The organism is Mycobacterium sp. (assembly GCF_035274705.1).
GTDB lineage: Bacteria > Actinomycetota > Actinomycetes > Mycobacteriales > Mycobacteriaceae > Mycobacterium.
This window is the reverse complement of the sequence record NZ_DATENY010000109.1, coordinates 1-23,855: the sequence shown is the minus strand read 5'-3', so window position 1 is coordinate 23,855 and position 23,855 is coordinate 1. Positions and strand designations below refer to the sequence as shown.

Annotated in this window: 14 protein-coding genes and 1 pseudogene; 8 read left to right on the top strand and 7 right to left on the bottom strand. The window is 64.3% G+C overall.

Annotated features, from left to right (window positions below):
* The first annotated feature begins 1 nt into the window (after position 1).
* The 7 genes from VJV41_RS22700 (at position 2) to VJV41_RS22670 (ending at position 11,182) form a co-directional block, all read left to right on the top strand.
* A complete protein-coding gene (locus VJV41_RS22700) occupies positions 2 to 1,981 on the top strand; it encodes a glycosyltransferase (RefSeq protein WP_325337472.1) in 1,980 nt (659 codons plus the stop codon).
* A 174-nt stretch (positions 1,982 to 2,155) separates the two neighbouring features.
* Complete coding sequence (locus VJV41_RS22695; RefSeq protein ID WP_325337470.1) at positions 2,156 to 4,195, top strand: alginate lyase family protein; 2,040 nt, start codon at positions 2,156 to 2,158, stop codon at positions 4,193 to 4,195.
* A complete protein-coding gene (locus VJV41_RS22690) occupies positions 4,192 to 5,529 on the top strand; it encodes a nucleotide sugar dehydrogenase (protein ID WP_325337468.1) in 1,338 nt (445 codons plus the stop codon). Before VJV41_RS22695 ends, VJV41_RS22690 begins: the two co-directional genes overlap by 4 nt.
* Positions 5,530 to 5,636: 107 nt before the next feature.
* On the top strand, positions 5,637 to 7,160 hold the full coding sequence (locus VJV41_RS22685; protein WP_325337466.1) for an oligosaccharide flippase family protein: 1,524 nt from the start codon (positions 5,637 to 5,639) through the stop codon (positions 7,158 to 7,160).
* Positions 7,161 to 7,170: 10 nt separating this feature from the next.
* The gene (locus tag VJV41_RS22680; RefSeq protein WP_325337464.1) at positions 7,171 to 8,322 is read left to right on the top strand and encodes a glycosyltransferase family 4 protein; all 1,152 of its coding nucleotides are present in this window, start codon (positions 7,171 to 7,173) and stop codon (positions 8,320 to 8,322) included.
* A 9-nt stretch (positions 8,323 to 8,331) separates the two neighbouring features.
* Positions 8,332 to 9,468 (top strand): polysaccharide deacetylase family protein, encoded by a 1,137-nt coding sequence (locus VJV41_RS22675; protein WP_325337462.1) that lies wholly within the window; start codon positions 8,332 to 8,334, stop codon positions 9,466 to 9,468.
* Positions 9,469 to 9,742: 274 nt separating this feature from the next.
* The gene (locus VJV41_RS22670) at positions 9,743 to 11,182 is read left to right on the top strand and encodes a hypothetical protein (RefSeq protein WP_325337460.1); all 1,440 of its coding nucleotides are present in this window, start codon (positions 9,743 to 9,745) and stop codon (positions 11,180 to 11,182) included.
* A gap of 70 nt (positions 11,183 to 11,252) precedes the next feature.
* Here VJV41_RS22670 and VJV41_RS22665 read toward each other — a convergent pair whose 3' ends face one another.
* Positions 11,253 to 12,164: a polysaccharide lyase gene (locus VJV41_RS22665; protein ID WP_325337458.1), complete on the bottom strand. Its 912-nt coding sequence runs from the start codon at positions 12,162 to 12,164 to the stop codon at positions 11,253 to 11,255.
* A 293-nt stretch (positions 12,165 to 12,457) separates the two neighbouring features.
* On the opposite strand from VJV41_RS22665, the pseudogene VJV41_RS22660 reads away from it, so the two are divergent.
* Positions 12,458 to 12,582 (top strand): annotated as a pseudogene (locus VJV41_RS22660) (IS21-like element ISAau2 family helper ATPase IstB); the annotation flags it as partial.
* Positions 12,583 to 12,599: 17 nt separating this feature from the next.
* Here the strand turns inward: VJV41_RS22660 and VJV41_RS22655 are convergent.
* From VJV41_RS22655 to VJV41_RS22630, 6 genes are all read right to left on the bottom strand, one after another.
* Positions 12,600 to 13,775, bottom strand: coding sequence for a GNAT family N-acetyltransferase (locus VJV41_RS22655; RefSeq protein WP_325337456.1), 1,176 nt, complete (start codon positions 13,773 to 13,775; stop codon positions 12,600 to 12,602).
* 89 nt (positions 13,776 to 13,864) lie between these two features.
* The gene (locus tag VJV41_RS22650; RefSeq protein WP_325337454.1) at positions 13,865 to 14,713 is read right to left on the bottom strand and encodes a hypothetical protein; all 849 of its coding nucleotides are present in this window, start codon (positions 14,711 to 14,713) and stop codon (positions 13,865 to 13,867) included.
* Entirely contained in the window at positions 14,710 to 15,720 is a 1,011-nt protein-coding gene (locus tag VJV41_RS22645; protein ID WP_325337453.1) for a thioesterase domain-containing protein, read from the bottom strand. The genes VJV41_RS22650 and VJV41_RS22645 overlap by 4 nt, the downstream gene beginning before the upstream one ends.
* Positions 15,717 to 18,980 (bottom strand): amino acid adenylation domain-containing protein, encoded by a 3,264-nt coding sequence (locus VJV41_RS22640; protein WP_325337451.1) that lies wholly within the window; start codon positions 18,978 to 18,980, stop codon positions 15,717 to 15,719. Before VJV41_RS22640 ends, VJV41_RS22645 begins: the two co-directional genes overlap by 4 nt.
* Positions 18,973 to 23,517, bottom strand: a complete 4,545-nt coding sequence (locus tag VJV41_RS22635; protein WP_325337450.1) for a type I polyketide synthase — start codon at positions 23,515 to 23,517, stop codon at positions 18,973 to 18,975. The genes VJV41_RS22640 and VJV41_RS22635 overlap by 8 nt, the downstream gene beginning before the upstream one ends.
* A gap of 4 nt (positions 23,518 to 23,521) precedes the next feature.
* Positions 23,522 to 23,855: phosphopantetheine-binding protein (locus tag VJV41_RS22630; RefSeq protein ID WP_325337449.1), on the bottom strand; the 334-nt coding region annotated here is incomplete at its 5' end.

Below are 23,855 nucleotides of genomic sequence, written 5' to 3'. Positions count from 1 at the left end.
AATGACGCGCCACATACTGATTCTCGTCGAGAACCTCTCGGTGCCGTTCGACCGTCGCGTATGGCAAGAGGCCCAGGCGTTGACCGACGCGGGATTCAAGGTCACGGTTATTTGCCCGACGGGTGCCAATCAAGACCGCGAGCGGGAAGCTCTGATCGAGGGTGTGCGGATCCTGCGCTATCCGTTGTTTCAGGCAACCGGCGGGCCGATCGGCTATGTCCTCGAGTACACGCTCGCGCTATTCCACACGCTGCGCCTGGCCATTAGGGTTCGTCGCTCGGGGCCCATCGACATCGTGCATGCGTGCAACCCTCCGGATCTTCTGTTTCTGATCGCTTTGGCTCTGCGTCCAGGCGGCACGCGGTTCGTTTTCGACCACCACGACCTGGGGCCCGAAATGTACCTTTCGCGCTTCCCGGACGGTGGGCGAATCCTGTACTGGCTGACCAGATTTGTCGAGCGACTCACCTTCGCCGCCGCCGACGCAGTGATCTCGACGAACGAAAGCTATCGGCGCGTCGCCATCGAGCGCGGCAAATTCGCCGCCGACCGGGTGGTGGTAGTGCGTAGCGCACCTGACCTGAGCCGTTTCATCCGGCGGGAGCCGGACACCAGCCTGCGACGCGGCAAACCCTATCTGCTCGCGTACCTGGGCGTGATGGGGCCGTCGGACGGTGTCGACTACGCGGTGCGGGCATTACAGCTGTTGCGCGACGAGATCGGACGCGACGACGTCCACTGCATCTTCATGGGTGCGGGCGACACCTACGACGAATTGGTCGCGCTCAGTGAGCAACTCGGCCTTGCAGACTTCGTGGAATTTCCTGGCCGGGTGACCGACGAGTTCGTGCAGCGTTGTCTTTCTACGGCCGATGTGTGCCTGGCGCCAGACCCGCTGAACCCGCTCAACAACCTGTCGACGATGAACAAGGTGGTCGAGTACATGGCGATGCGGCGGCCGATCGTGTCCTTCGATCTTGTCGAGGCGCGCGTATCGGCCGGCGATGCAGCGGTGTACGTACAGCCCAACGACGAACTCGCGTTCGCGAAAGCGATCGACGCCCTTCTGCAAGACCCCGGCCAACGCCGGCAGATGGGTGAGTCGGGATACCGCAGGGTCGCACAGGAACTGTCCTGGGAGGTGTCGCGGCGAGCGCTCGTTCGGTTCTATGAACAGTTGCTCGGCAGGGACACCCCGAGAATTCACGACAAGGAGACAACCATGACCGAAGCCATCTCCAGCGAAACCCACGCCGGCGCACAATATTTCTGCCGAACGGTCCGGTCGGCCGGAGGCTTGGGACCCGAACCGCGGCTGCTCGTCGCGGGCTGCGGTAAGGGCCATGAGGCGCTGTTCATCCGCAGGGAACTCGGCGGATCTGTGGTCGGGGTGGACATCAGCGAGCAATGGGATCCATGGTTGGACGCCGGCGTGACAGATTTCCGGTTACTCGCCGGCAGCATTCTCGAGCTACCCTTCGCCGACGGCAGCTTCGATGCGGTGTTCTACCACCACGTGATCGAGCACGTCGACAAGCCGGCTGGAAGTCTGCGCGAACTGGCCCGGGTGTTGCGCCCGGGTGGGCTCATCTTCGTCGGAACCCCAAACCGGCACCGCGCGGTCGGCTACCTCGGTTCCTTCGACGCGACAACTATGGAAAAGCTGCGGTGGAATCTCAGCGACTACCGAGCGCGCGTTACCAATCGATTTCGCAATGAGCTCGGGGCACACGCCGGTTTTTCGGAGAAGGAGCTTCACGGCCTGCTGGCGGCGGAGTTCACCGACATCCGTTTCATCACCGACGACTACTTGCGCTTCAAGTACGGCGACCGACTGCCCGAACTGCTGTTGCGCGCGGCGCGCTCGCGGGGCATTCGCGACGTGGCCTCACCTTCCGTGTATGCGATCGCGCGCCGCCCGGTCGAGCAGGCGTCACGAACCCCGGTGGCCGCCTATTCGCCGTCGCCGCAGTCGGTGTGAGCGATTCGAAAGACTTGAACCGTGTTCCCTTCCCGAGGCCTACCGCTGTCGCGCCTTGCATGGTATGCCGGTCGCGCGGCGAAGATGTCGCCGCGCGAGATGGTGTGGCGTGCCCGACGTATGGGCGACACGCTGGCGAGCCGTGATGGATTGCGTGAGCAAGCTGACGCCAGGATGCTCACAGGTTCGGTATCCGACTGGGACGCGCTGTTGGAGCGGTTCCGCGACGCCAGTGCGCGGCCGCTGCTGCTCGATCAGGACCGCGCTCTACAGGTTGCGAGAGAACAACCGGCGGAAGTTGGCCAACTGATCACCGAGGCCGACCGAATCCTCGCCGGTGAACGCGCCTATTTCGGGTACCGCAGTGTGAATATCGGTCCCGTCGCCGACTGGAACTACGACCCGATCACCGGTTACCGCTGGCCGGCTATCGCCAGCAGCAGGATTGATCACCGGGTGGCAAGCAGCGACCCGAAATGGATCTGGGAGCTGAATCGCCTACAGCATTTGCCAGTGCTGGCGCAGGCGTGGCTTTTCACCGGCGAATCGCGATACGCCGATACGGTGTTCGACCACCTCGATTCGTGGTTGGACCAGAACCCGATCGGCACCGGAATCGTATGGCGGGGTGCGTTTGAGGCGGGCATCAGGGCGATCTCGGTGGCCATTGCCCTGCAGGGATTGCGGAACTCGCCGGCCATGACCACGCAGAGGTACCGCCGGGTGGTCCGGATGCTCGACGCGAGTGCCCGCTACTGCTGGCACGCCCGTTCCCGGTTCAGTTCGGCCAATAATCACCTGATCGGTGAGCTGACCGGGTTGGTGACCGTTCATCTGCTGTTCCCCGAGCTGGCTGCACCCGCATCGCTATATAGGCGTGCCGTTGACGCGCTCGCTGCCGAGGCCGAACGACTGATTCTGCCCGATGGTGCCGGTGCCGAGCAGTCGATTTCATACCAGATGTTCACTGCAGAGCTGTTCGCGATGGTGGTCGCGCTGCTGCAGCTGGCCGGTGATCGGGTGCCGACAGAGTTGGTCGCGGCGCTGGAGCGTGGTGCGCAATACCTTGTCTCCGTCGTCGGGTCCGACGACCCGGACCCCAGGTACGGGGACGACGACGACGGTTTCGCGCTCAGGCTGGGCGCCGAGCCGAAACGTACGGTCCGCGAACATCTCGGCATCGTGGCGGCGACGACTGCAAACGTCACCGCGGCCCGGTATGGCGAGATGACGCTCACTGGCGCGTGGATCGCGACTGCGCTGGGCACGCCCTTACATGAGCTCGGCGCAGGTGTCCGTCGACGCGAAACGAGCGCGGGCATGTATGCACCGAACGGTGGGCTGGTCGTCCTGCGACCGGGTCCGCACCGGCTGACGATGGACGTCGGGCCGCTCGGCTATTTGTCAACCGCAGCGCACGGGCACGCTGACGCGCTCGCCGTGACGCTGAGCGCCGAGGGTCGAGAGCTCATCGTCGACCCAGGAACCGGCAGCTACTACATGAAGCCGGCATGGCGGACTGCGCTTCGGGGCACCCGCGCTCATCCCACGGTCTGTGTCGACGGCGTCAATCAGTCTGTGATCGGCGGACCGTTCTACTGGAGGCGGCACGCTGCGACTACTGTGCGGTCGGTTGATCTCAACCGCGGCATCGTCGACGCCGAGCACAACGGCTACCGCAGGCTCGACGACCCGGTGATGCACCGGCGTTGGTTGATTGCCCCACCCGGCGACGCGACCGTGGTCGTCGTCGACTTGCTCGACGGCTTGTCAGTGCACGACATCGCGATGTCGTGGCCACTCCATCCGGATCTGGATTGGATTCCTACCCAGGACGGGCATCTGGTCTCCCGCGATGGACTTCCGGTCCTGCAGTTGTGCTATGCCGCAACGTCACCGATCGAAATCGGCCAGGTGCGGGCGGATCCTGATTCTCAGCTTGGCTGGTGGTCGGATCGTTTGGAAGCCAGGGTGCCGGCATGGCTGCTCACAGTGCACGCCCGGACCACCCCCCCTGTGGCAATGCTGTCGGTGTTGCGCACCGCCGATGCGGGGATGATCTCCGTGCCGGAAGTTGTCCGTGACAGTGAGATGCTCGAGGTCAGTTGGTCGGAGTATGGCGTCCGGCGTGGATTGACGATCGACATCAGTGGCCCCGGTGCCGTGGTGAGTGCGGCCTGTCCGTCCCCCGTGAGGTTGGTGAGCGAATCGTGAGCCGTCAAAATTCCTATTCAGTAAGTGTTTTCGGTCTCGGCTACGTCGGATGCGTGACCGCCGCTTGCCTGGCGTCGCGCGGATACCGGGTCGTCGGCGTGGATGTGAACCCGGACAAGATGGAGTCCCTCCGGCAGGGTAGGTCTCCCATCGTGGAGGAGGACATCGGCGACCTCATCGCCGAGGTCGTCGACGCGGGCAACCTCACAGTGACGGCAAATGCCCACGCGGCGGTCTTGGACACCGACATCTCACTGATCTGTGTCGGCACGCCTTCGTCCGCCGGCGGGGGATTGACGACACGTTATCTCGAAGAGGTGACGTCCGAAATCGGTGCGGTGCTGGCCGAAAAGGATGGGTGGCACGTTGTCGTATTTCGCAGCACTATGGTGCCGGGGACGTGCGAGAAGCTGTTGATACCGCTGCTGGAAAAGGCATCAGGCAAGCGTGCTGATGTCGATTTCGGGGTGTGCGTGAATCCCGAGTTCCTGCGTGAGGGAACGAGTATTCGGGATTTTCGTGATCCACCCAAAACGGTTGTGGGGGCTACGGATTTACGTAGCGCGAGGACGGTGCTGGGACTGTACGAAGGCCTTCCCGGCCCGCGCTTCCAGGTCCCCATCGCGGTCGCTGAGATGACGAAGTACGTCGACAACAGTTTTCATGCCGTCAAGATCGGGTTCGCGAACGAGATCGGCGCAATCTGCGCCGCCTTGGAACTGGACTCGCACGCTGTCATGGACATCTTCCTCGCCGATACCAAACTCAACATCAGCCCGGCGTACCTTCGTCCGGGATTCGCCTTCGGCGGCTCGTGCCTTCCCAAAGACCTTCGAGCACTGACTCATACGGCGCGGCGCAATGACGTCGATACGCCACTGCTGGCGAACGTACTCGTCTCCAACGAGGTCCATTTGCGTCGTGCTCTCGACCTCGTCATCGCCGACGGTCGACGCAAAGTCGGGATCTTTGGTCTGTCGTTCAAGTCGGGCACAGACGATCTGCGTGAGAGTCCGATGGTGGAACTGGCTGAACGCCTCATTGGCAAGGGCTTCGACGTCAAGATCCACGACGCGAACGTAATACTGTCACGACTTGTAGGTGCGAACCGCACCTACATCGATGAGCGGCTGCCTCATATCGGCGAGGTGCTGATCGACACGGTCGACGCCGTGCTCGAGCATGCCGAGGTGCTGATTATCGGGTCGCGCGCGCCCGAGGTCGTCGATGCGATCTCACAGGTCGGATCGGAGCGTCTGATCATCGACTTGGTGCGGCTCCCCAACGCTGAGCAACTGCGTGGTACCCCGAACTACCAGGGCATCGGCTGGTAGCCGATGCTGCATCCGTTCATCCATTCTTTGACGAGCGCTGTCGAGACGAACCGCTCCCAAAACGCCGCGCGCCGAGCCCAGTTCGGCATCCACCTTGGTCGGATCCGATGACGTCAGCAGAGCTTGGCGCCTCGCAAGGTGGTCTCAGCGGTGTGCTCAAGCGGGGGATGGGGTACTCGGCGATCGGCGTAGTCGTCTGCCAGATCGTCGTCATCGTCCAGACGATTGTGCTGGGCCGTCTACTCGGACCCCAAGAGGTGGGTGTCTTCACGGCCGGATCAGTGTTGACGGGGTTTTTACTGCTGTTCGCGCAGAGCACGCTCGCGCAGGCGCTCATACAACGCGAGGACGATATCGAGGACGCCGCCAATACGGTGTTGGTCGTGACCTTTGTTACGGGTCTGCTGCTCGGAATTGGGGTCTTGGCCGCCTCGCCTCTGATCGGCAATCTGTTTCACAATGCCCGGGCTGGGCAGATCTCGGCGGCGAGCTCGGGACTTATGCTGCTCTATTTGTGCGTGAGCGTTCCAGAGGCGCTCATGCAGCGCGCATTTCGGTTCAAACAACGAATGATCGTTCAGCCCGCGGCAAAGATCGCGTTCGCGGGTGTATCGATTCTATTCGCGGTGTTGGGATACGGCGCGTGGGCGATGGTCGTCGGTTCCTACGCGTCGATCACCACCCTGCTGGTGCTGAGCTGGTGGTTGGCGAAATGGCGCCCGTTCCGCGGACGCTTTTCGGTCCGGATCTGGCGCGAGATGGCAGTTTTCTCGTTGCCGCTGCTCCTCGACAACATGGCCTACAGCATCCGTGACACCTTCCAGCAGGTGCTCCTCGGTCGTCGTCTTGGGACGGCGGATTTGGGCCAGTACCGTTATGGGTACCAGATGGCGGGCATGCCCGCGATGGCGATCGTCGAGATCTTCGGGTACGTGCTGTTCCCCGCATTCGCGCGAATTTCCGCCAATAGCACACGCTTCCGAGATGCTTTCCTGCGCGCGCTCGGTTGGACTTGGTTCGCTGCACTTCCGATCGGAGCGCTGTTGGTTTTGGTGGGCCAGCCAGTCGCAGTGCTACTCCTCGGCGACGAATGGCGTCCCGCCGGGACTGCCGCCATGGCGATGGCGGGAATCGCCGTGGGTGCAGCGCTCCAAGCGCTTGGCGTGACGGCGATCAAGGGTGCCGGCCGGTCATCGCTGGTGAACTGGCTGAGCGCGCTCGGCCTGGGGCTCCACCTGCCGCTTATCGTGCTGCTCTTGCCGTTTGGCCTCGTCGGGGTCGGCATCGGGCTCTCGCTCACGTTTCTGGTCTGCGGCATCGTCAGCGTCTTGCTCGCGCGCGCGGTGGTCAATGCCTCATTCCGCGATGTCGTTGCGTGCCTGGCCCCGTCGACACTGTCGGCATCTGTCGCCTTCGCAGTGGTTTTCCCCTTGGAGCATCTCATCATCAGGTCCGACCAGTACTTCGAGCCGCTAGGTCTCGCGTCGGTTGTTGGCGATTGCCTGCTTTTCACGGTGGTCTACATCGGCGTCTTACGACTGGTGTCGCCGACCCGGTATCGATCGGTCCGTGGCTTTGCAGAGCAAGCGGCGATGACGCTAGTGGCCTCGCTCAACGGCCGGCGTAAGTGAGGAATTTGGTGTGGGTCTGAAGGTGCTGATGATCGGCACGTATCCGCTTGAGCCGGGTGTCGTGCGCGGTGGAGTCGAGTCGGCGACCGGCACACTTGTGCCGGCGTTGGCCGAGCGCGACGACATCGACAGTGTCACCGTGCTGCGCTTCCATCACGGTGAGGCGTCGACAGATTACCGGCGCGAGGCGCCGAAGATCCAAGTCTTCTACATGCGCGGCCAGTACCGGTGGCGGATGGTCACCGGGGCCTTCCTGGATTTGCGCAAGGCACGCAAGCTGATCGCCGAATTGAACCCAGACGTGGTGCACGGCCAAGAAATCGGCTTGAACAGCGATATCGCGGCACGCTGCAGCCCGAATTGCGTGGTGACCGTGCACGGTATTACGTATGTCGAGACCCACTTATATCACGAGCCCAGTCTCCGGAATACGTTGCGGGCCAAGTTGATACGTAACGTGGCCCGGCGGGTGCTGGGACGCGCCAAGGTCGTCATTTCGATCTCGAAGTACGATGCCGAGGAACTCTCCGGACTGACCCGGGGTTCACGCGTGAGCATTCCCAATCCAACCGCCGTGGAGTTCTTCGCGCTGGCGCCGCCAGCGCCAACCGCGCCGCGGCTGCTGTTCGCCGGTGCGCTCATCCCCCTGAAAAACCCGCTGGGCGTGGTCAATGCGTTCGCGCAGGCGCGAAGGGCTGTGCCCGACGCTCGCCTGGCACTGATCGGTCCGCAACCGGATGCGGCCTACGCGAAGATTGTTCGGGATCGGGTGACAACTCTGGGGTTGGCCGACAGTGTTGACATTGTCGATCTGGTCGACAATGAACGGCTGCGGCATGAGATCGCCACCGCCCGCGCTGTCGTGTCGTTCTCACGGCAGGAAAACTCGCCGACGATCATCGCGCAAGCAATGGCGGCGGGAAAGCCGGTTGTGGCGAGCCGCGTCGGTGGCGTGCCGGAGATGGTCGACGACGGCAAGACGGGATTCGTTGTGGAATCCGAGGACGAAGCCAAGTTGGCCGACCGGCTGCTGACTCTGCTCGAGGATCAGGACCTAAGCCTGCGGATGGGTCAGCGGGGACATGAAGTCGCGCTAGCCCGGTTCACGCCCAAGGCAATTGCCGAGATGACTGTCCAGGCATATCAAGCAGCACTGGGGTAGGAGACATCCATGACGGTTGAGCTAGTCGAGTGCGACGCATCGCCGAACTTGCTGCCACGCGCGGCCGTGAAGGAGCTCGCCGCACGGCTCCTGTGCGCTGTCGGCGTCCCGGCGTTCGCTCGGTGGCGAAGATCCCGGCGACTTGCGATCCTGATGTTTCACGGGATCGAGGGAGAGCCGCTTTCCCCGCCCTGCAGTTACGTTCTCGATGCCGCGACCCTGCGGCGGGAGCTGAAATACGTTCGCCGACACTTTCGTGTGTTACCGCTCGACGAGGCCCTCGAGCGTCTCCATGACGGCACACTGCCCCGCCGCGCGGCGGCGTTGACCTTCGACGACGGGACGCGCAACCTAGCGATCCACGCCGCGCCGGTGCTACGCGACCTTGAACTGCCCGCCGCGGTCTTCCTCGCGACAGGGCCGATGGGAACCGGTGAGGCGCTTTGGCCCGACCGCCTCTGGCTTGCGTTCTCGCGAACGAAGGTGCCCGAAGTCGACCTCACGGCGGCCGGCCTCGGGAAGTTTTCGCTTCGGAGTCCCGCTGACCGCAACCAGACCCGCGACGCGGCCGTCGAACACTTCAAGCATCTCCCCGACGCGGAGCGCATCGCGCGCGTCGAGTGGCTCGTCGCCGCGCTCGGGCCCGAGTTCGACGCCTATGGGGGACCGTTCCAAATGCTCTCGTGGGAGGAGGCGCGTGTCCTCGCGAGCGACGGGCGCGTGACTCTCTACCCGCACTCTGTCACGCATCCGATCCTCTCGCGCTGCTCCGACGAGAAAGTCGAGTACGAGATCTCCGAATCGTGTCTGGCGATTGAGCGCGAGACAGGCGGCGCACCAGAGATTTTCGCCTATCCCAACGGTGGCGTGCAGGACTTCGACCAGCGTGCGAGGTCGGCGTTACACCGCAACGGCGTCCGCTGGGCGCTCTCGACGACCAACGGCTTCGCGGACCGCGATTCCGATCCGCTTGCGCTGCCCCGCATCGGAATTGCGAGCCAGCACTCCTTTGCGCTGTTCCGGCTCAAGGTCTCGGGTTTCGAGCTGCGATTACGTCCTTTTCGCACAAACCCCCGACGTCGATCTGCACGCGCGGCAATACCTCAGGTCGATGAAGCACAGCCGGGGGCACTTCCGCGATTATGATCAATGGCGCTGGAACATATTCCGTAGTTTCGCAATTGGGGAACTCGGCGCAGCAAGCGATATCGGGGACCGGACGACGGAATAACCGGCAGCTGGCCACCACCTGTTTGATTTCGCACCGCCGGCGGGACGGACAGTGGCGCTGCGATTTCGCCGGAACTGACACTGGTGCAAAGCATTTCGGCAAAGGCCCCGAAGTGCTCGTCCTGCGGGAAGTCGGCGGATCACTACGGGTCGACATGGCCGAGAACCGATACGCAAATCTGGGCTCCACATGAAATCGGGGGACGTACGTGGATTGGCCGGGTTGAACCCGCGCCTTACCGCTGGCGACAACGGCGCATGGGGATTGACTTTGCTTCTTGCGCTCGTTGTGCTGTTGAGCCGCTTGCCCTTATTGGGACATGGCTACGGGAGCGATCCAGATGCGTGGCGCGCGATCTCGGCGGCCCAACGCCTACTGGACACCGGCACGTACCTGCCGTCCAGGGTGCCCGGATATCCGCTGCCTGAGTACGTCGACGCGATTATGCTCTACCTCGGGGCCGGCAGTTTTGGGATCGGCCTGATTTCGGCGGTGCTATCCGGCGCGTCAGCGGCGCTGTTCTTCCAATTGTTATTGCCATTGGGCCGAACACGCGCCGTGGCCGGGACCCTGGCGTTGTCGTTGACGCCGGTGTTTTACGTTGCCGGCCTGGGCTCCATGGATTACCTCTGGGGACTGACGTTCTTTCTGGCTGCCACCTTGTGCATGCTGTCGGGCCGCGTCTGGCTGGCAGCGATATTTCTGGGTTTGGCCGCAGCGTCGAGGCCGAGCTATGCGCTGGCGATTATCCCGTTGGGATTGCTGTACGTGGATTATGACCTGCGACAACTGCGCAACCCCGTGGTGTGGCGGCACTTGGCCGCACTGGCGTTGTGTTCGGGCCTGATCACGCTTGCGTTCTTTCTGCCTGCATTCCTCAATATCGGTGTTCAGGTGCCCAAGGTGTATGGCAACTGGGCGTATGTGGCATACAACAGCACTCTGGGTCTGTTCGGCTTCGCCGGCTTCGTCGGGGTTGCCTGCGCCGTGGTCTCGGCCTGGATCAACAAGCGGCGCGGTATCCCGCTGCCCGACTTCGTCGGTCGCAAACTCAACGGCTGGGCCCTGACCGTCCTGATTCTCTACGGCCTGATCTTTGTCCAGCTCCCCGACGAGGCGTCGTATCTCATGCCAGCACTGTTGGGCTTGTACTGGCTGCTGTGCCGGTATGCGCGTTACATCATGCTCTGGGTCTTGACGGCATTGTTGCTGGTGTCCTGTTTTCTCTTTTCGCTGGACCGCCACCAAGGCATCAAGGGCTTCAATATGAGCGGGCCCGTCATCCGCGAGATCGAGATACAGAATGAACGCAGTTGCGTGGCGGCCGTCGTAAAGCGGAAGCTAGCGGCTTCTCCTGACGGGCTCGACTATGTAATCGTGGGGGCGTACCGGCCTCAGTTGCTCGTCCAAGTCGGAGCGCCGCTGTCCGAGCGCGTCCTCTATACCGTGCGGCCGGCAAGCGATGGAAAACTGGTTGACACGGAACGGGTGCCCCTGCCCAGCAACGCCCGGCTGCTGCTGCTGGACCGGACAACGAATCAACAGTCGGAAGAATGGCCGATACCCGAAGGCAGGGTGGCAGTGATGGATTCGTACCAAGATTGCCCTCGCCAGTCGTCAACCGTCTAGCGGGGCATTCACGTTGCGCGTGCACGAGTTCGCGGGGCGTGCCGCGACCTGAGGTGACCGAGCAGGGGATCTATAGCGCAGCTTCTGTGGCTGCGCACCGGAATGCGGCGTGGTACACGATGCCGGTTGGCGCGATGCCGTTCTCCCGATAGTAGCCCTCCTTGTAGTAGACCGAGGGAACCGCGCTACTAGGGACCAGCGTGCGCAAATGGTAAGTCTGGGACCCGTCGGTGAACGTCTGGCGTACACCGTTGTGCCACAACTCGACAAACCCTGCGGAGTCTGAAGTTGACCAGCAGACTTGCATCTTCACATCGTGCCAACTGCCCACGTCGAGGGGAGTACTGAACAATGCAACTTTGCCGAGATAGGCGCCTGGAGAGGATTGCCTATCGGCGAGCAGCGTCCATTGGCCATTCTGCTCACTCACACTCCAGTTGAGCGGCGGAGTGCCCGCGCTCGAATCACCATGCCACTGATTGGTCAAACCCCACCCAAGGCTCGCATGGTCGCTCGGAAAAGTTGGATCGAACTTTGTCGCGAACCGATACCAGCGGACTTGGCCCTCGACCCCGCCCGAGCTGTCGCCCCCACTCACCTCGGAGCGCTCACCACCTCCGAACGGCGCAACATCGCCGGTGCGAACTTCGAAGCGGGCCGCATTCCCGTAGCTGGGGTCTGCGACGATGCGCGCAGAGTACGAACCCGGGAAGCTACTCCCCTCCCCGTTGTAGTCCTTGCATTGCACCCACCACTGACTGAAATCTCCAGTGCTGTAATCGCCGACAAAAGACGCCACGCTGGCATCGAGAATATGCGCTGTTGTGCTTGTGATAGGGGGCAATTCGGTGCCGGCTTCCGGCTTGGCCGCACAGCCACTGGCGATGGCAGCCGCCATGGTCAATGACAGACGTGCGAACTCGCGGCGACCGATCCGCGGGGTGAACGGAACGGTTGATTCGGCGCGAACAATCTCACGCATGGCCCCAGTATGCCACCCAGCAGCCAATTTCGATTTGCCGCATGCTCCCCGGGGTGCACCGATTCGTGGTGTGGAACAGCGTTGGCGACAGTGGGACTGGTTCCGGCCTGTTTGGCTGACGACCGCTATGCCGTTTGGTGTCAACATCTTTCAACGCCGGGTGCCACGCCCCGGGTGTTGTTGCGGGACGGTGAAGGTACGGTCGGGCGGTGGCGGGCACGCCAACCCGAAATGACCGCTGCCTGCACAGCGGCACGCTGCAAACCGAACTGGACCGCCCGGCCCGATTACCCGTCGCCGCAGTCATGATCAATCGCCTTTTCCGCCACGCCGAAGTCATCGCACTCAAGGAGGCAGCTACCGCATCCAAGACCGAGGCCTCGGCCGCGTCCCCACCGTCACGGGCGACGACCAATGAACCCAAGCTGGTCAATTTCACTTACCGCCAGGCTGATCGGTTCGGCTGCCGTTGACGTAGTGAACTCCGCTTCGATTAGCCGGGCTGTTCCTCCGCACGAGCTCATACGGCGAGGTGGTTCGCCTCGAGTCGCCTAGAAGCCGATGCTCGGCGCGAAAGCGAAGGCGTGGCTTCTGGACCACGGTCCATGACAATGTCTCGGTGCGGTTCCCGAAGCTTCGTTTCAGCCGATTCTCGCCGGCCATGAAGTCATAGACTTCGGCGCCCTCCTGCCACGCCCGATTGATAGCGAGGGCATGGGCGATGACGCCGGGACGTTCGTGTGCCTCCGGCTGAACGAAGCCGCTCTGGTAGGCGTACACGCGGGCGGCGCGGTGAAAGTTGTAGAGGATGCCGAGCGTGCGGTCCCCGCTCGAAACACGCAGGAGTTGGATCGCTCCTTCGGCGAACCCTCGCTCGATGAGGCGTTCATGGAAGCGCTCGAAGAACTGGTGGACAAACGCGTGCGGCAGGCCGCGCCGCTCCCACCAGGGGACGTGGAGTTCCTTGAGGATTCGGAAGAAGGCCAGCGCCTCACCTTCGCTCGCCGCTGCTTCGATCCTGAGCGGCTCGAGCTTGTGCATTGCTCGTCGGAGCTGAGAGCGTGCGTTGTGGCTGAGAATCGCCGCGACGTCCCCGCCACTGGCGGACAGCGCGCCAAGCTCCACCGCGAAGGACAACTCTTGCGCCTCCCCACGAAGCAGCCCCCGCTCCTCGACCAAGGAGGCGGGCGGGGGGGCCGCGACACCGGGGAGGCTTATCTCGTCGACTTCCTTCGTTGCGGCGAAGGCGTCGAGCAGACCGTCCCAACCGATCTGCGGCTCGGCTAACAACCCGTTGTGCTCTAAGTGGACGCAGTCAAGCGCTGGATCGCCGGTGGCGTTGAGGACCCACCGGCGAGCGCGGATTATCCGGCGCCGACGTATCTCGGCGTCCCCCAGCACGGCGAGCGCCACCGTCCGTCCCGCCGCTGTGCCACGCAGCAGGCGCGGTTTCGCCTCCGGCGGGACCATCTCGAGCAGAGTGCCGATCCAGTTCCACGACACGAAGAACGATGGCGAGGCCTCGATCTCCAGGCGCCGCCACTCTGGCTCGAGCTCGTCAAGCGCGCCGATGGGCTCGATGCTGAAAACGATGTCTTGCTGACCCGTCACGCACCTGCTGCGCCGGATGCCGTCGCGCGTCTGGTCACCCTGGATCATTTTCCGTTCAGGCTTCTCTTCATGGGGGCCAGTCGCCCCGGCTACCAGGGCACACACACAAGCTCGCTGTAGAGGTAGTCGATCTGCTCGGGTTCCAGGTTGGCACTGCGGTACATCTTGGGCCAGTTGTTCAGCTTGAACGACAGAGGTGGCTTGTGCTCAATGATCCGCAGCTCAGCCAGGGTCGCCACTAGCCGATGACGAACCAGCAGATGACGGGTCAGCGGGATCAGAGCACGATGGAACAGCTCAGGATTGCTGACGTGCAGGATTAGAGCGACCGGCTTATCCCTGTACCTAGACTTCCGGTACATGACATAGCAGGAGTCCTGGCCGCGGGTTAGCACGAGGTGATGCGCGGCGAGGGCTTGTGCGTGGTCGTGGTAGAGCTCCAGCTCCGCTCCGGTGAGCGCTTTTTCGATAACGTCTGGATCGGCACTGATTCTCGTTCTGCCCGGAAGGGTGGGCCACGGCAGGTTGGGAACGAGCGCTGCAGACGTATCCAGGTAGCGGAACCTGAACCACGCGAGGACCTCCTGCGGCCCCACGTCGGCCGTCAGGACTGTGAAGTGGTAGCCCTCCTGCTCCAGCAGCGCCTTGAGCAGCAAGATGCTCCGGGACCGGTAGGTGGGCAGTACGCACCACGACCCCATGTTGCAGAACCGCTCTACCCGTCCTGCCACCAGCCGCTCGGAGTAGAGAGCCAATAGTGCGCCCACGACGCGCTGCCCGTCCCGGAGCATAAATCCGCGGTTAGGTGCCTCCACCTTCCATGGCGCCGCTGAGCATGCTAGAGCCCAGGGGACTCGGTCATTGAGATTGGCGTGCAGGAAGTCCGCCACCGCGGCCACGTCTTCGTCCGTGATCGGAGCCAACTCGACGGTCTTCATGGCGCGCCGCTTCGAGCATGGCGTTGCTGGGCCTCAGCGACGAATGCGGCGAACGTCGCGGCGTGCTCGGGCAGGAGCATGGTGTCGCCATTGCAGTCGTCGGGTCCGACGAACACGGTGGAGCTCGGGGCGAGGCGACTCCAGCGCAACGGATGGGTCGACGAATGCTTCCACGACTCGCAAGGAATCATGAAGTCGATGTGGCTGCTGGACGGCTTCGGCGAATACGCGCGCACCGCGGCCAGCGTCGCCTCCACGACGGCGCCGCGTCGGATCAGGACGGGATCGGAGGGCTCCTCAGCCTCGCGGTGCAGCAGCACGCGCGCGCGTTCGGCGAGATAACTCGCGCGCTGGGCGAGATAACTCGCGCGCTCGGCCACGGGAATCGCACGCAGCGTGCGGGCATGCATCATCGAACGGCTGCTGTAGTAACGTGCCACCGTCGTCGTCCACTGCAATCGACGATAGAACTTGCAGTAGGGCGCGCCGAACAGGATGAGATTCGTGATGCACGCACCCGAATTCGTCAGCTGGCGCGCAAGTTCGAACGCGATCGCGCCGCCGGCGCAGTAACCGGCGATGGACATGGGCCCGGCGGGCCAGAACGCGCGGATCTGCTCCGCGAAATAGCGCGCGATGTCTTCCACGCGCGTCAGCGGCTCGCCGCCTTCCTCGAGCCCGGGCGGCTGCAGGCCGAAGAACGGCTGGTCCGGACCGAGATGTTGTGCTAGCGCGCGATAGGCGAACACGTCGCCGTTGTGCCCGGCCACGGCGAAGATCGGCGTTCGCGTTCCGGCGGATTCGAGCGGCACGATTGCGCGCTGCTGCGCGGCAAGCCGCTGCGCCTCGCGCAGGAACGCGATGACTTCGGGCTTGCGCTGGGCAAGGTCGCGCTTGCGTTCGTCGGTCAGGACCCCGACCGGCGCATTGAGGCGCAGGCGGTCGCCGTCGAGCACAACGTGCACGTCGAGCTTGCGTAGCTCGGCGAGAAGGTCGGCAGCGGTCACAGCTCGATCTCCTCCCTCTCGCCGTGGCCGGCGAGCGCGAGCGGAGCGCTGCCCATTGCCGTCCAGGACAGGGCGTCGATCGCGACGGCGAGCTGCTCGGGTGTCGGCCGTTCGAACAGGTTGCGCAAGGGCAGTTCGACGCGAGCCATCTTGCACAGGTTCGCCATCACGCGCGCGGCCATCAGCGAATGGCCGCCGAGGTCGAAGAAATTGTCGAAGACGCCGACATCGCTGCGGCGGAGCACTTCGTTGAACGCGGCGACGACGAGCGCCTCGCTCGACGAACGCGGATCGACGATGTCGCGCGGCTGGGTGTTGGCGGGTTGAGGGGCGGGTAGTGCTTTGCGGTCGAGTTTGCCGCTGGTGGTTAGTGGGAGTGTGTCGAGGTAGTGGAAGTGTGCGGGCACCATGTATTCGGGTAGGCGTGTGTGCAGTGCTTGGCGTAGGTCGGCGGTCAGTGTGGGTGGTGCGGTGTTGGTGACGAGGTAGGCGACGAGTTTTTTGTCGCCAGGGGTGTCTTCGCGGTCGATGACGGCGACTTGGCTTATGGCGGGGTGTTGCGCGATGGTGGTTTCGATTTCGCCGAGTTCGATGCGGAAGCCGCGGATTTTGACTTGTTGGTCGATGCGGCCGAGGTATTCGAGTTCGCCGGTGCCGAGGCGGCGGGCCAGATCGCCGCTGCGATACATGCGCCCACCGTGGAACGGGTCGGGCACGAAGCGCTGCGCGGTCAGTTCGGGGCGCTTGAGGTAGCCGTCGGCGACGCCGGCACCGGCGATGTACAGCTCGCCGGCGACGCCGGTGGGGACGGGTTGGCCGTGGGTATCGAGTAGGTAGATGCGGATGTCGGGTAGCGGCATGCCGATGATGCTGCCTGCGCCCGCGGTCAGGTCGGCTTGGGTGATCTGCTGGTAGGTCACGTACAGGGTGGTCTCGGTGGGGCCGTACATGTTTATGACTTGTGGGGTGTGGTCGCCGTAGCGGTCGAACCAGGGTTGCAGGGTTTGCAGGTGCAGCGCCTCGCCGCACAGCAGGATGTAGCGCAGGGCGAAGGCGCCCGGTGGTGCGCTGCGGTCGGCGTCGATGAGCGCTTGGAACCCGGTCGGGGTTTGGCTGAGCACGGTCACGTGTTCGCGTTCGAGCAGCGCGCGGAAGGCGGCCGGGTCGCGGCTGGCGTCGTGGGGCACGACCACCAGGCGCCCGCCGACCAGCAGAGCGCCCCACAGTTCGGAGACCGAGATGTCGAAGGAGTAGGAGTGCCACAGGGTCCAGACATCGTGTGGGCCGAAGCCGAACCGGGGCACGGTGGCGGCGAACAGGCGCAGCACGTTGTGGTGGGTGACGCGTACGCCTTTGGGTTGGCCGGTCGAGCCTGAGGTGTACATGACGTAGGCCAGGTCCTGGCCGCTGCCGGCCACTGCCGGTGGTGGGTCGGCCGGGGTGGGTGGCAGTGGTTCGTCGATGCACACGCAGTCGACGGGCAGGGCGGCCAGTTCGCCGGCTAGCGCGCGTTGGGTCAGTACCACGTGCACGGCGGCGTCGTGGAGCATGAACGCGACGCGTTCGGTGGGGTAGAGGGGGTCCAGCGGGAGGTAGGCGGCGCCGGCTTTGAGGATGGCCAGGATGCCGATGACGACGTCGGGGCTGCGTTCGACGCGAAGACCGACGACCTGGTTGGCGCCCACACCCAGGGTGCGCAGGTAGGTGGCCAGCGCCTCGGCGCGGTGGTCTAGTTCGGCGTAGCTCAACTGCACCCGCCCGGCGGAGGTCTCTGCGCTAAGGGCGATCGCCTGCGGGGTCGCTGCGGCCTGGCGGGCGAACCCGGCGTGCAATGTGGCATCGCGGGTGGTCAACGTCGGGATCGGGGACTCGCCGACCAACTCGGCGTGTTCGGCCGGTGTCAGCAGCGACAAGGCAGCGAGCGGAACCGTCGGCTCCGCCACGACCTGTTCGAGCAGCCGGCGGTACTGCGCAAGCCAGCGCGCGACTGTCGAGTCATCGAAAAGGTCTGCATTGAACTCGCTTTCGAGCACGACGCTGTCACCGTCGGCGGTCGCGGTCAGGCCGAACTCGAAGTTGTAGAACGCTTTTGGCATCTCGACGCCGGCGACGGTGACCTCGCCGAAATCGAACCGGCTGTTGAACTTGTCGTTGAAGAATATCGACACCAGCGGCATGCGGCCCGGGTCGCGGGGCAGCCTGAGCTTCTGCACGAGCGTGCCGAAGGTGAGGCGCTGATGTGCCTGTGCATCGAGAAATGATCGGCGCGCCGCTCGGAGGTGCTCGGCGAACGTCTGCTGCGAATCGACGCGGCAGCGCAAGGGAATTGTATTGACGCCGTGCGCGACGAGGTGACCGTTCTCCTGCAGCGCCTGGCTCGCCATCGGCACGCCGATGATGAAGTCGTCGACGGAGGTGAGGCGCGCGACGAGCACTTCGAATGCGGCGAGCAACGCGACGAACGGCGTCGTGCCCTGCTGGGCAGCACCCGCGCGAACGGCCTGGAAGAGCGCCTTGTCGATCGTAAGGATCTGCCGGCCGGCGGGGTAGGTCTTGAACACCGGGCGCGTGCGATCGAGCGGCAGTTCGAACACCGGCACGTCGTTCGCGTATTGCGCCGCCCAGAACTCAAGCGCCGCATCCATTTCCGCGACGACGGCAGGGCTCTGCTGGTCATCCACGAACTCGCGAAATGATGCGGCTGGAGGCAAGGTCGCCGGCAGGCCGACGCGATCGGCGGCATAGAGTTTCGCAAGATCGTCGAAGATCACCGTCGAGGACCAGCCGTCGACGATGACGTGATGCGCCGTGAACACGAGTTGATGCCGGTCGGGCGCTTCGCGGATGACTTCCGCACGCCACAACGGCGCGGCGCCTAGATCGAACGGCGTGCGCGTCTCGCGATCGACGATGCGCGTGATCGCAGCATCGCGCTCCGGCTCGTCCAGCGCTGCGAGGTCGGTGAGCGGAAGCTCCACTGCGACGTCGGGCAGCACGTGTTGCGACTCGCCGATCAAATCGATCGAAATGCGTAGGGCAGCATGGCGTCGAACGACGTCGGCGAGCGCTGTGTGCAGCGATTCCACCGACAGCGGACCGTGCAACTTCAATATGAAGCACTGGTTGTACGAGCAGTTCGCGTCGTCGCCCATCAGCGTCGCGGCACACATCTCGCGCTGCGGTTCGGTTAGCGGGAAATGTGCCTCGACTTCCGCAAATGGATCGAAATCGACCGGCTTGTAATGACTTTCGTCAAGCATTGATGTCGGCCACCTCCAGATACTTGCCCGGACGATCTGGGTCCGGAACGAACCACGCCTCGCGCCCGGAAGGGTCGCGGCCCTTGCGTGGCGCGTCGGCGCGTTTGGGCAGGAAATCGGCGGCCTGCATTTCCGCGAGCGTCGCGCTGAACGCGGCGACCACGCGGTCGAGATCGGCATCGCTGTGCGCCAGTGTCAGGAAGGACAATTGGCCTTCGCACGTGTGCACACCTTTCTCGCGCATCAGCGTGTAGTAGAGCGGCGCGAGCGGCAGTTCGTGCGGGAACGACACGAGGAACCACGACGAGAAATGATTGACCTGCACAGGTGCGCCGAGCTCGGCGACAACCTTCTTCAGCCGCCCGACCAACGCCGTCGTGCGCAGATTGAGGCCGCGCTGCAGCGCGGGACCTTCTTGCTTCAGGCGCAGTAGCACCGCGTGCACTGCTGCGAGCGAGAGCGGATGGCGCACGAATGCGCCGGCGAAGTAGGTGACGCCGCTCTCGGGGCCGGAGTCGTCGCCGAAGCGCCAGCCGCCTCCGTCGAGTGCGTCGAGGTACTTCGCGCTGCCGGCGATCATGCCGATCGGGAGGCCGCCGCCGATGACCTTGCCGTACGCCGCGATGTCGGCGCGCACGCCGAAAAGCGCCTGTGCGCCGCCCGGATGCACGCGGAAGCCGGTGAGCACTTCGTCGAAGATCAGCGCGGTGCCGCTTTCCGAGGTCACTCTGCGCAACTCGTGCAGGAATTCGCGGGGCTGGAACTCGGGGCGCCGGCTCTGCACGGTTTCGACGAGCACCGCGGCCAGTTGCCCGTTCAGCGACTTGATCGTTTCGAGCGTTTCCGGTGTGCCGTATTGGAGCACGAGCATGTTGTCGGTCATCTCGGCCGGAATGCCGGGTGCGATCGGCATTGCCCGGCCGTCGGTGCCCTTGGTCGGGCGCACAAGCACTTCGTCGAAGGCGCCGTGGTACGCGCCGGTGAACATCACGACCTTGTCGCGCCCAGACACCGTTCGCGCGAGACGGATGGCGGCCATCACGGCTTCGGAACCGGTGGTGCAGAACGCGGCGCGCTCCATGCCGACCATCTCGCAGAGAAGCTTCGACACTTCGCCCGCCAACGGTGTCTGCGGACCGATTTCAATCCCGGCGTCGTACTGCTTGTCGACGGCCTCGCGAATGAACTCCGGGTTGTGGCCGAAGAAGATCGAGCCGAAGCCGTTGGTGATGTCCACATAGTCGTTGCCGTCGAGGTCCCAGAGGTGTGCCCCGGATGAGCGCACGGAGACGATCGGGTAGACCATCTCCTTCCAGCTCTTGCGGAAGCCCGACACCGAGCGCGGATCGGCGAGATGTGCGCGGTTCGCGTCCGTCGCGGCTTTCGATTTCGCGGTCTTGCGGTTGTAGCGCTCGACGATCGCCGCGAGGTGCTTCTGCTGCTGATCGGTCAGGCCGCCGGTCGGGCTGGGCGTCGGTGCCGGGGCGGCTGTCGGCATCGCGAACGCGGCCGCTGGCAACGCGTCATCGGGCAACGTCGGCAGGATGTGCTCGACCAAGAGGTTCAACGTCGGAGCATCCTCGAGCAATGTACGCAGGGTGATCTTCGTCGCGAAGTGCTTCTGCAGCGCGTTGCTCGCCTGCGTGAGGAACAGCGAATCGAAGCCGATCTCGAGGAAGGTCGCGTCCGGCGTGAGGAGCGCCGGGTCGAAGCCGGAAAGATCCATGAACACCGTTTGCAGGCGCGAAAGTAGGACTGCGGATCGGTCGCTGGTCGCGACGGTGATGTCCTGGGGCGGAACGGAAGTCGGAGTAGTCGCCGCAGGAACGGGTGGTACGGCGGCGGGGAGCGCGTCGCTCTCCGGGATCGGGTCAACCCAGTGACGCCGGCGTCGGAAAGGGTACGTAGGCAGCGGCACACGACGACGCGGCACATCGCCGTGCAATCTGCGCCAGTCGATGTCGACATTGCGGGCCCAGAGCTGGCCCGCGGCCGCGAGCAGGTGCTCGATATCCGCGCCCCAATCCTGGCCTGGATGTAGCGACGTCGTGATCAGCTGCTGCGGGAGACGCCGGTCGTGTTGACGTGACAGAGCTGCGAGCGTCTGGCCGGGACCGACCTCGACGAGCGTGAGATGTGCATCGACAAGCTCGCCGACGCCACGTGAGAACTGCACCGGCTCACGCAGTTGTCGTGCCCAGTAGCGTGGGTCGACCGCTTCATCATCGCTGATCGGACGGCCGGTGAGGCTCGAGATCCAGCGTAATTCCGGTGCGCGACAGGGTATCTCGGCGACCATATTCGCAAACGGCTCCGCGACGGCTTCCATCATCGGTGAGTGATACGCGTGCGATGTATGCAGGCGTCGGTGCGCGATGCCTTTCGCTTCGAGCCTCGTCTCGAAAGCGGCGATGGCTTCGTGGTTTCCGGAGACCACTGTGTGTTTCGGTGCATTGAGCGCGGCGATCGACACGTCGGGCGTCAGCTCAGCCGTGACTAGGTCCGCAGGAGCGTGCACGCCGAGCATCGCACCGGCCGGCATGCACTCCATCAGGCGCGCGCGGTGCGCGACGAGCATGAGAGCGTCGTCGAGCGAGAAGGTGCCACCAATGCATGCGGCGACGTATTCGCCGATGCTGTGACCGATCATCGCATCCGGCTTTACTCCCCACGACATCCAGAGCTGCGCCAGCGCGTACTCGATCGCGAACAGCGCCGGCTGCGTTATCGCGGTCTGTGTCAGCTTCGCCTGCGCGCTGTCGCGGTCCGCTTCGCTCGGATAAATCACGTCAAGAAGATTGACGCCGATCTCCGGTTGCAGCACGCGCGCACAGGCGTCGATCGTTTCGCCGAACAGCGGCTCGGATTCATAGAGCCGGCGGCCCATGTTGACGTATTGCGAACCCTGGCCCGGGAACATGAACGCGATGGGCGACGGCTCAGCGTCACCGGTGAAATCGTGCACGCGCTTCGGATCGGCGGTTGTCAGCAGCGCTATCGCATCGGCGCGATTGCGGCAGACGATGGAGCGCCGATGATTGAAGCGGCGGCGGCCGACTTGGAGCGTGTACGCGATGTCGGCGAGCTCGGTGCTCGTGTCCTGTTCGAGATTCTCCTTGAGGTTCTGCGCGGCGCGATCGAGGCCTTCCGCGTCGCGGGCCGACAGCAGCAGCAGCTGTTCGGGGCGCGACGCGGACGGCGCTGGTTCCGCGCGCGGCGCCTCTTCGAGCACGACATGCGCATTTGTTCCGCCGAGGCCGAACGAGCTGACGCCGGCCCGGCGCGGTGTCGGCCCCTCGGGCCAGTTGCGTTGCGCTGCATTGACGAAGAACGGCGTGCTCTCGATGCCGAGCTTCGGATTCGGCGATTCGAAATTGATGCTCGCGGGCAGGATCCTGTGATGCAGCGCGAGCGTCGTCTTGATCAATCCCGCGACGCCCGCCGCGACGTCGAGATGACCGATGTTCGACTTGATCGAGCCGATCGCACAGAAGCCGTTCTCTTCCGCGCCGCCCGCGCGGAACGCCTGCGTCAGGCCCGCAATCTCGATCGGATCGCCGAGCGCGGTGCCGGTGCCGTGCGCTTCGATGTACGAAATCGTCGCGGGATCGATGCCGCCGAGCATCTGCGCCATCGAGATCACCTGCGCGTGGCCGTCGACGCTCGGCGCGGTGAAGCCGACCTTCGTGCTGCCGTCGTTGTTGAGCGCCGCACCCTTGACGACCGCGTAGATCGTGTCGCCGTCCTCGATGGCGTCGCGCAGCCTGCGGAGCACGACGACGCCGAGCCCGTTGCTGGACACCGTGCCTGCGGCGTCGCGGTCGAATGCACGGCAATGGCCGTCCGGCGCGAGGATCGAGCCTTCCTCGTGGAGATAACCGCGCCGCTGCGGCAGCATGATCGATACGCCGCCGGCGAGCGCCATATCGCATTGGTATGTCTGCAGGCTTTGCACCGCAGTGCAGACCGCGACCAGCGAGGTCGAGCAGGCGTTCTGGATGTTGAGCGCGGGACCCTTGAGATCGAACTTGTACGACACGCGCGTTGCGACGTAGTCGTTCGCGTTGCCCATCATGATCATCATCGGGCCGAGCGGGTCGGTGACGTCGCTGCGCGACAGCAGGTTCTGCAGGTGATAGCTGTTGGTCGTCGCGCCGGCGAACACGCCGATCGGGCCGTCGAAGCGCTGCGGGTCGTAGCCTGCATGCTCGATCGCTTCCCACGCGGCTTGCATGAAAAGACGCTGCTGCGGATCGAGGATCTCGGCTTCCTTCGGCGTGAAGCCGAAGAACTCCTCGTCGAACTCGTCCACGCCTGCGAGGACGCCGCGCGCGCGCACGTAGTTCGCGCTCGAGCGCGCGAGCATGTCCTCGCGGCGCGCGGGCTCAAGCTCCTCGGGCGCGAAGCGTGTGATGCACTCGCGCCGCGCGAGCAGGTTCTGCCACAGCGCAGCGACGCTCGGCGATTCGGGAAAACGCCCGGCCATGCCGATGACGGCGGTGCCCTCGAGCGGATCGTAGGCGTCGGAGTAGGCCACGGCGTCAACGTCTCCCGGTCAGATTGCGTTGGCGCGCATAAGCTTCGCGTTGTTTGCGTGCGCGATCCATCGCCGCGCCGGCCGATTCGGCGCCATTGCGCTCGCCAGCGAGGTGGCGTGCGAGCGTGCGCACGGTCGGATACTGCAACAGCGCGACGATTGGCAGGTCCGCGCGGAGCTGATCCCTCAGCTGTGCGTGCACCCGGATGCTGAGGAGCGAATCGCCGCCGAGCTCGAAGAAGTGATCGTCGAGACCCACCCTGTCGACGCGCAGCACGGCCTTCCAGACGTCCGCGATCGTCTCCTCGGCTGGGTTCCGCGGCGCGACGTAGGGACTG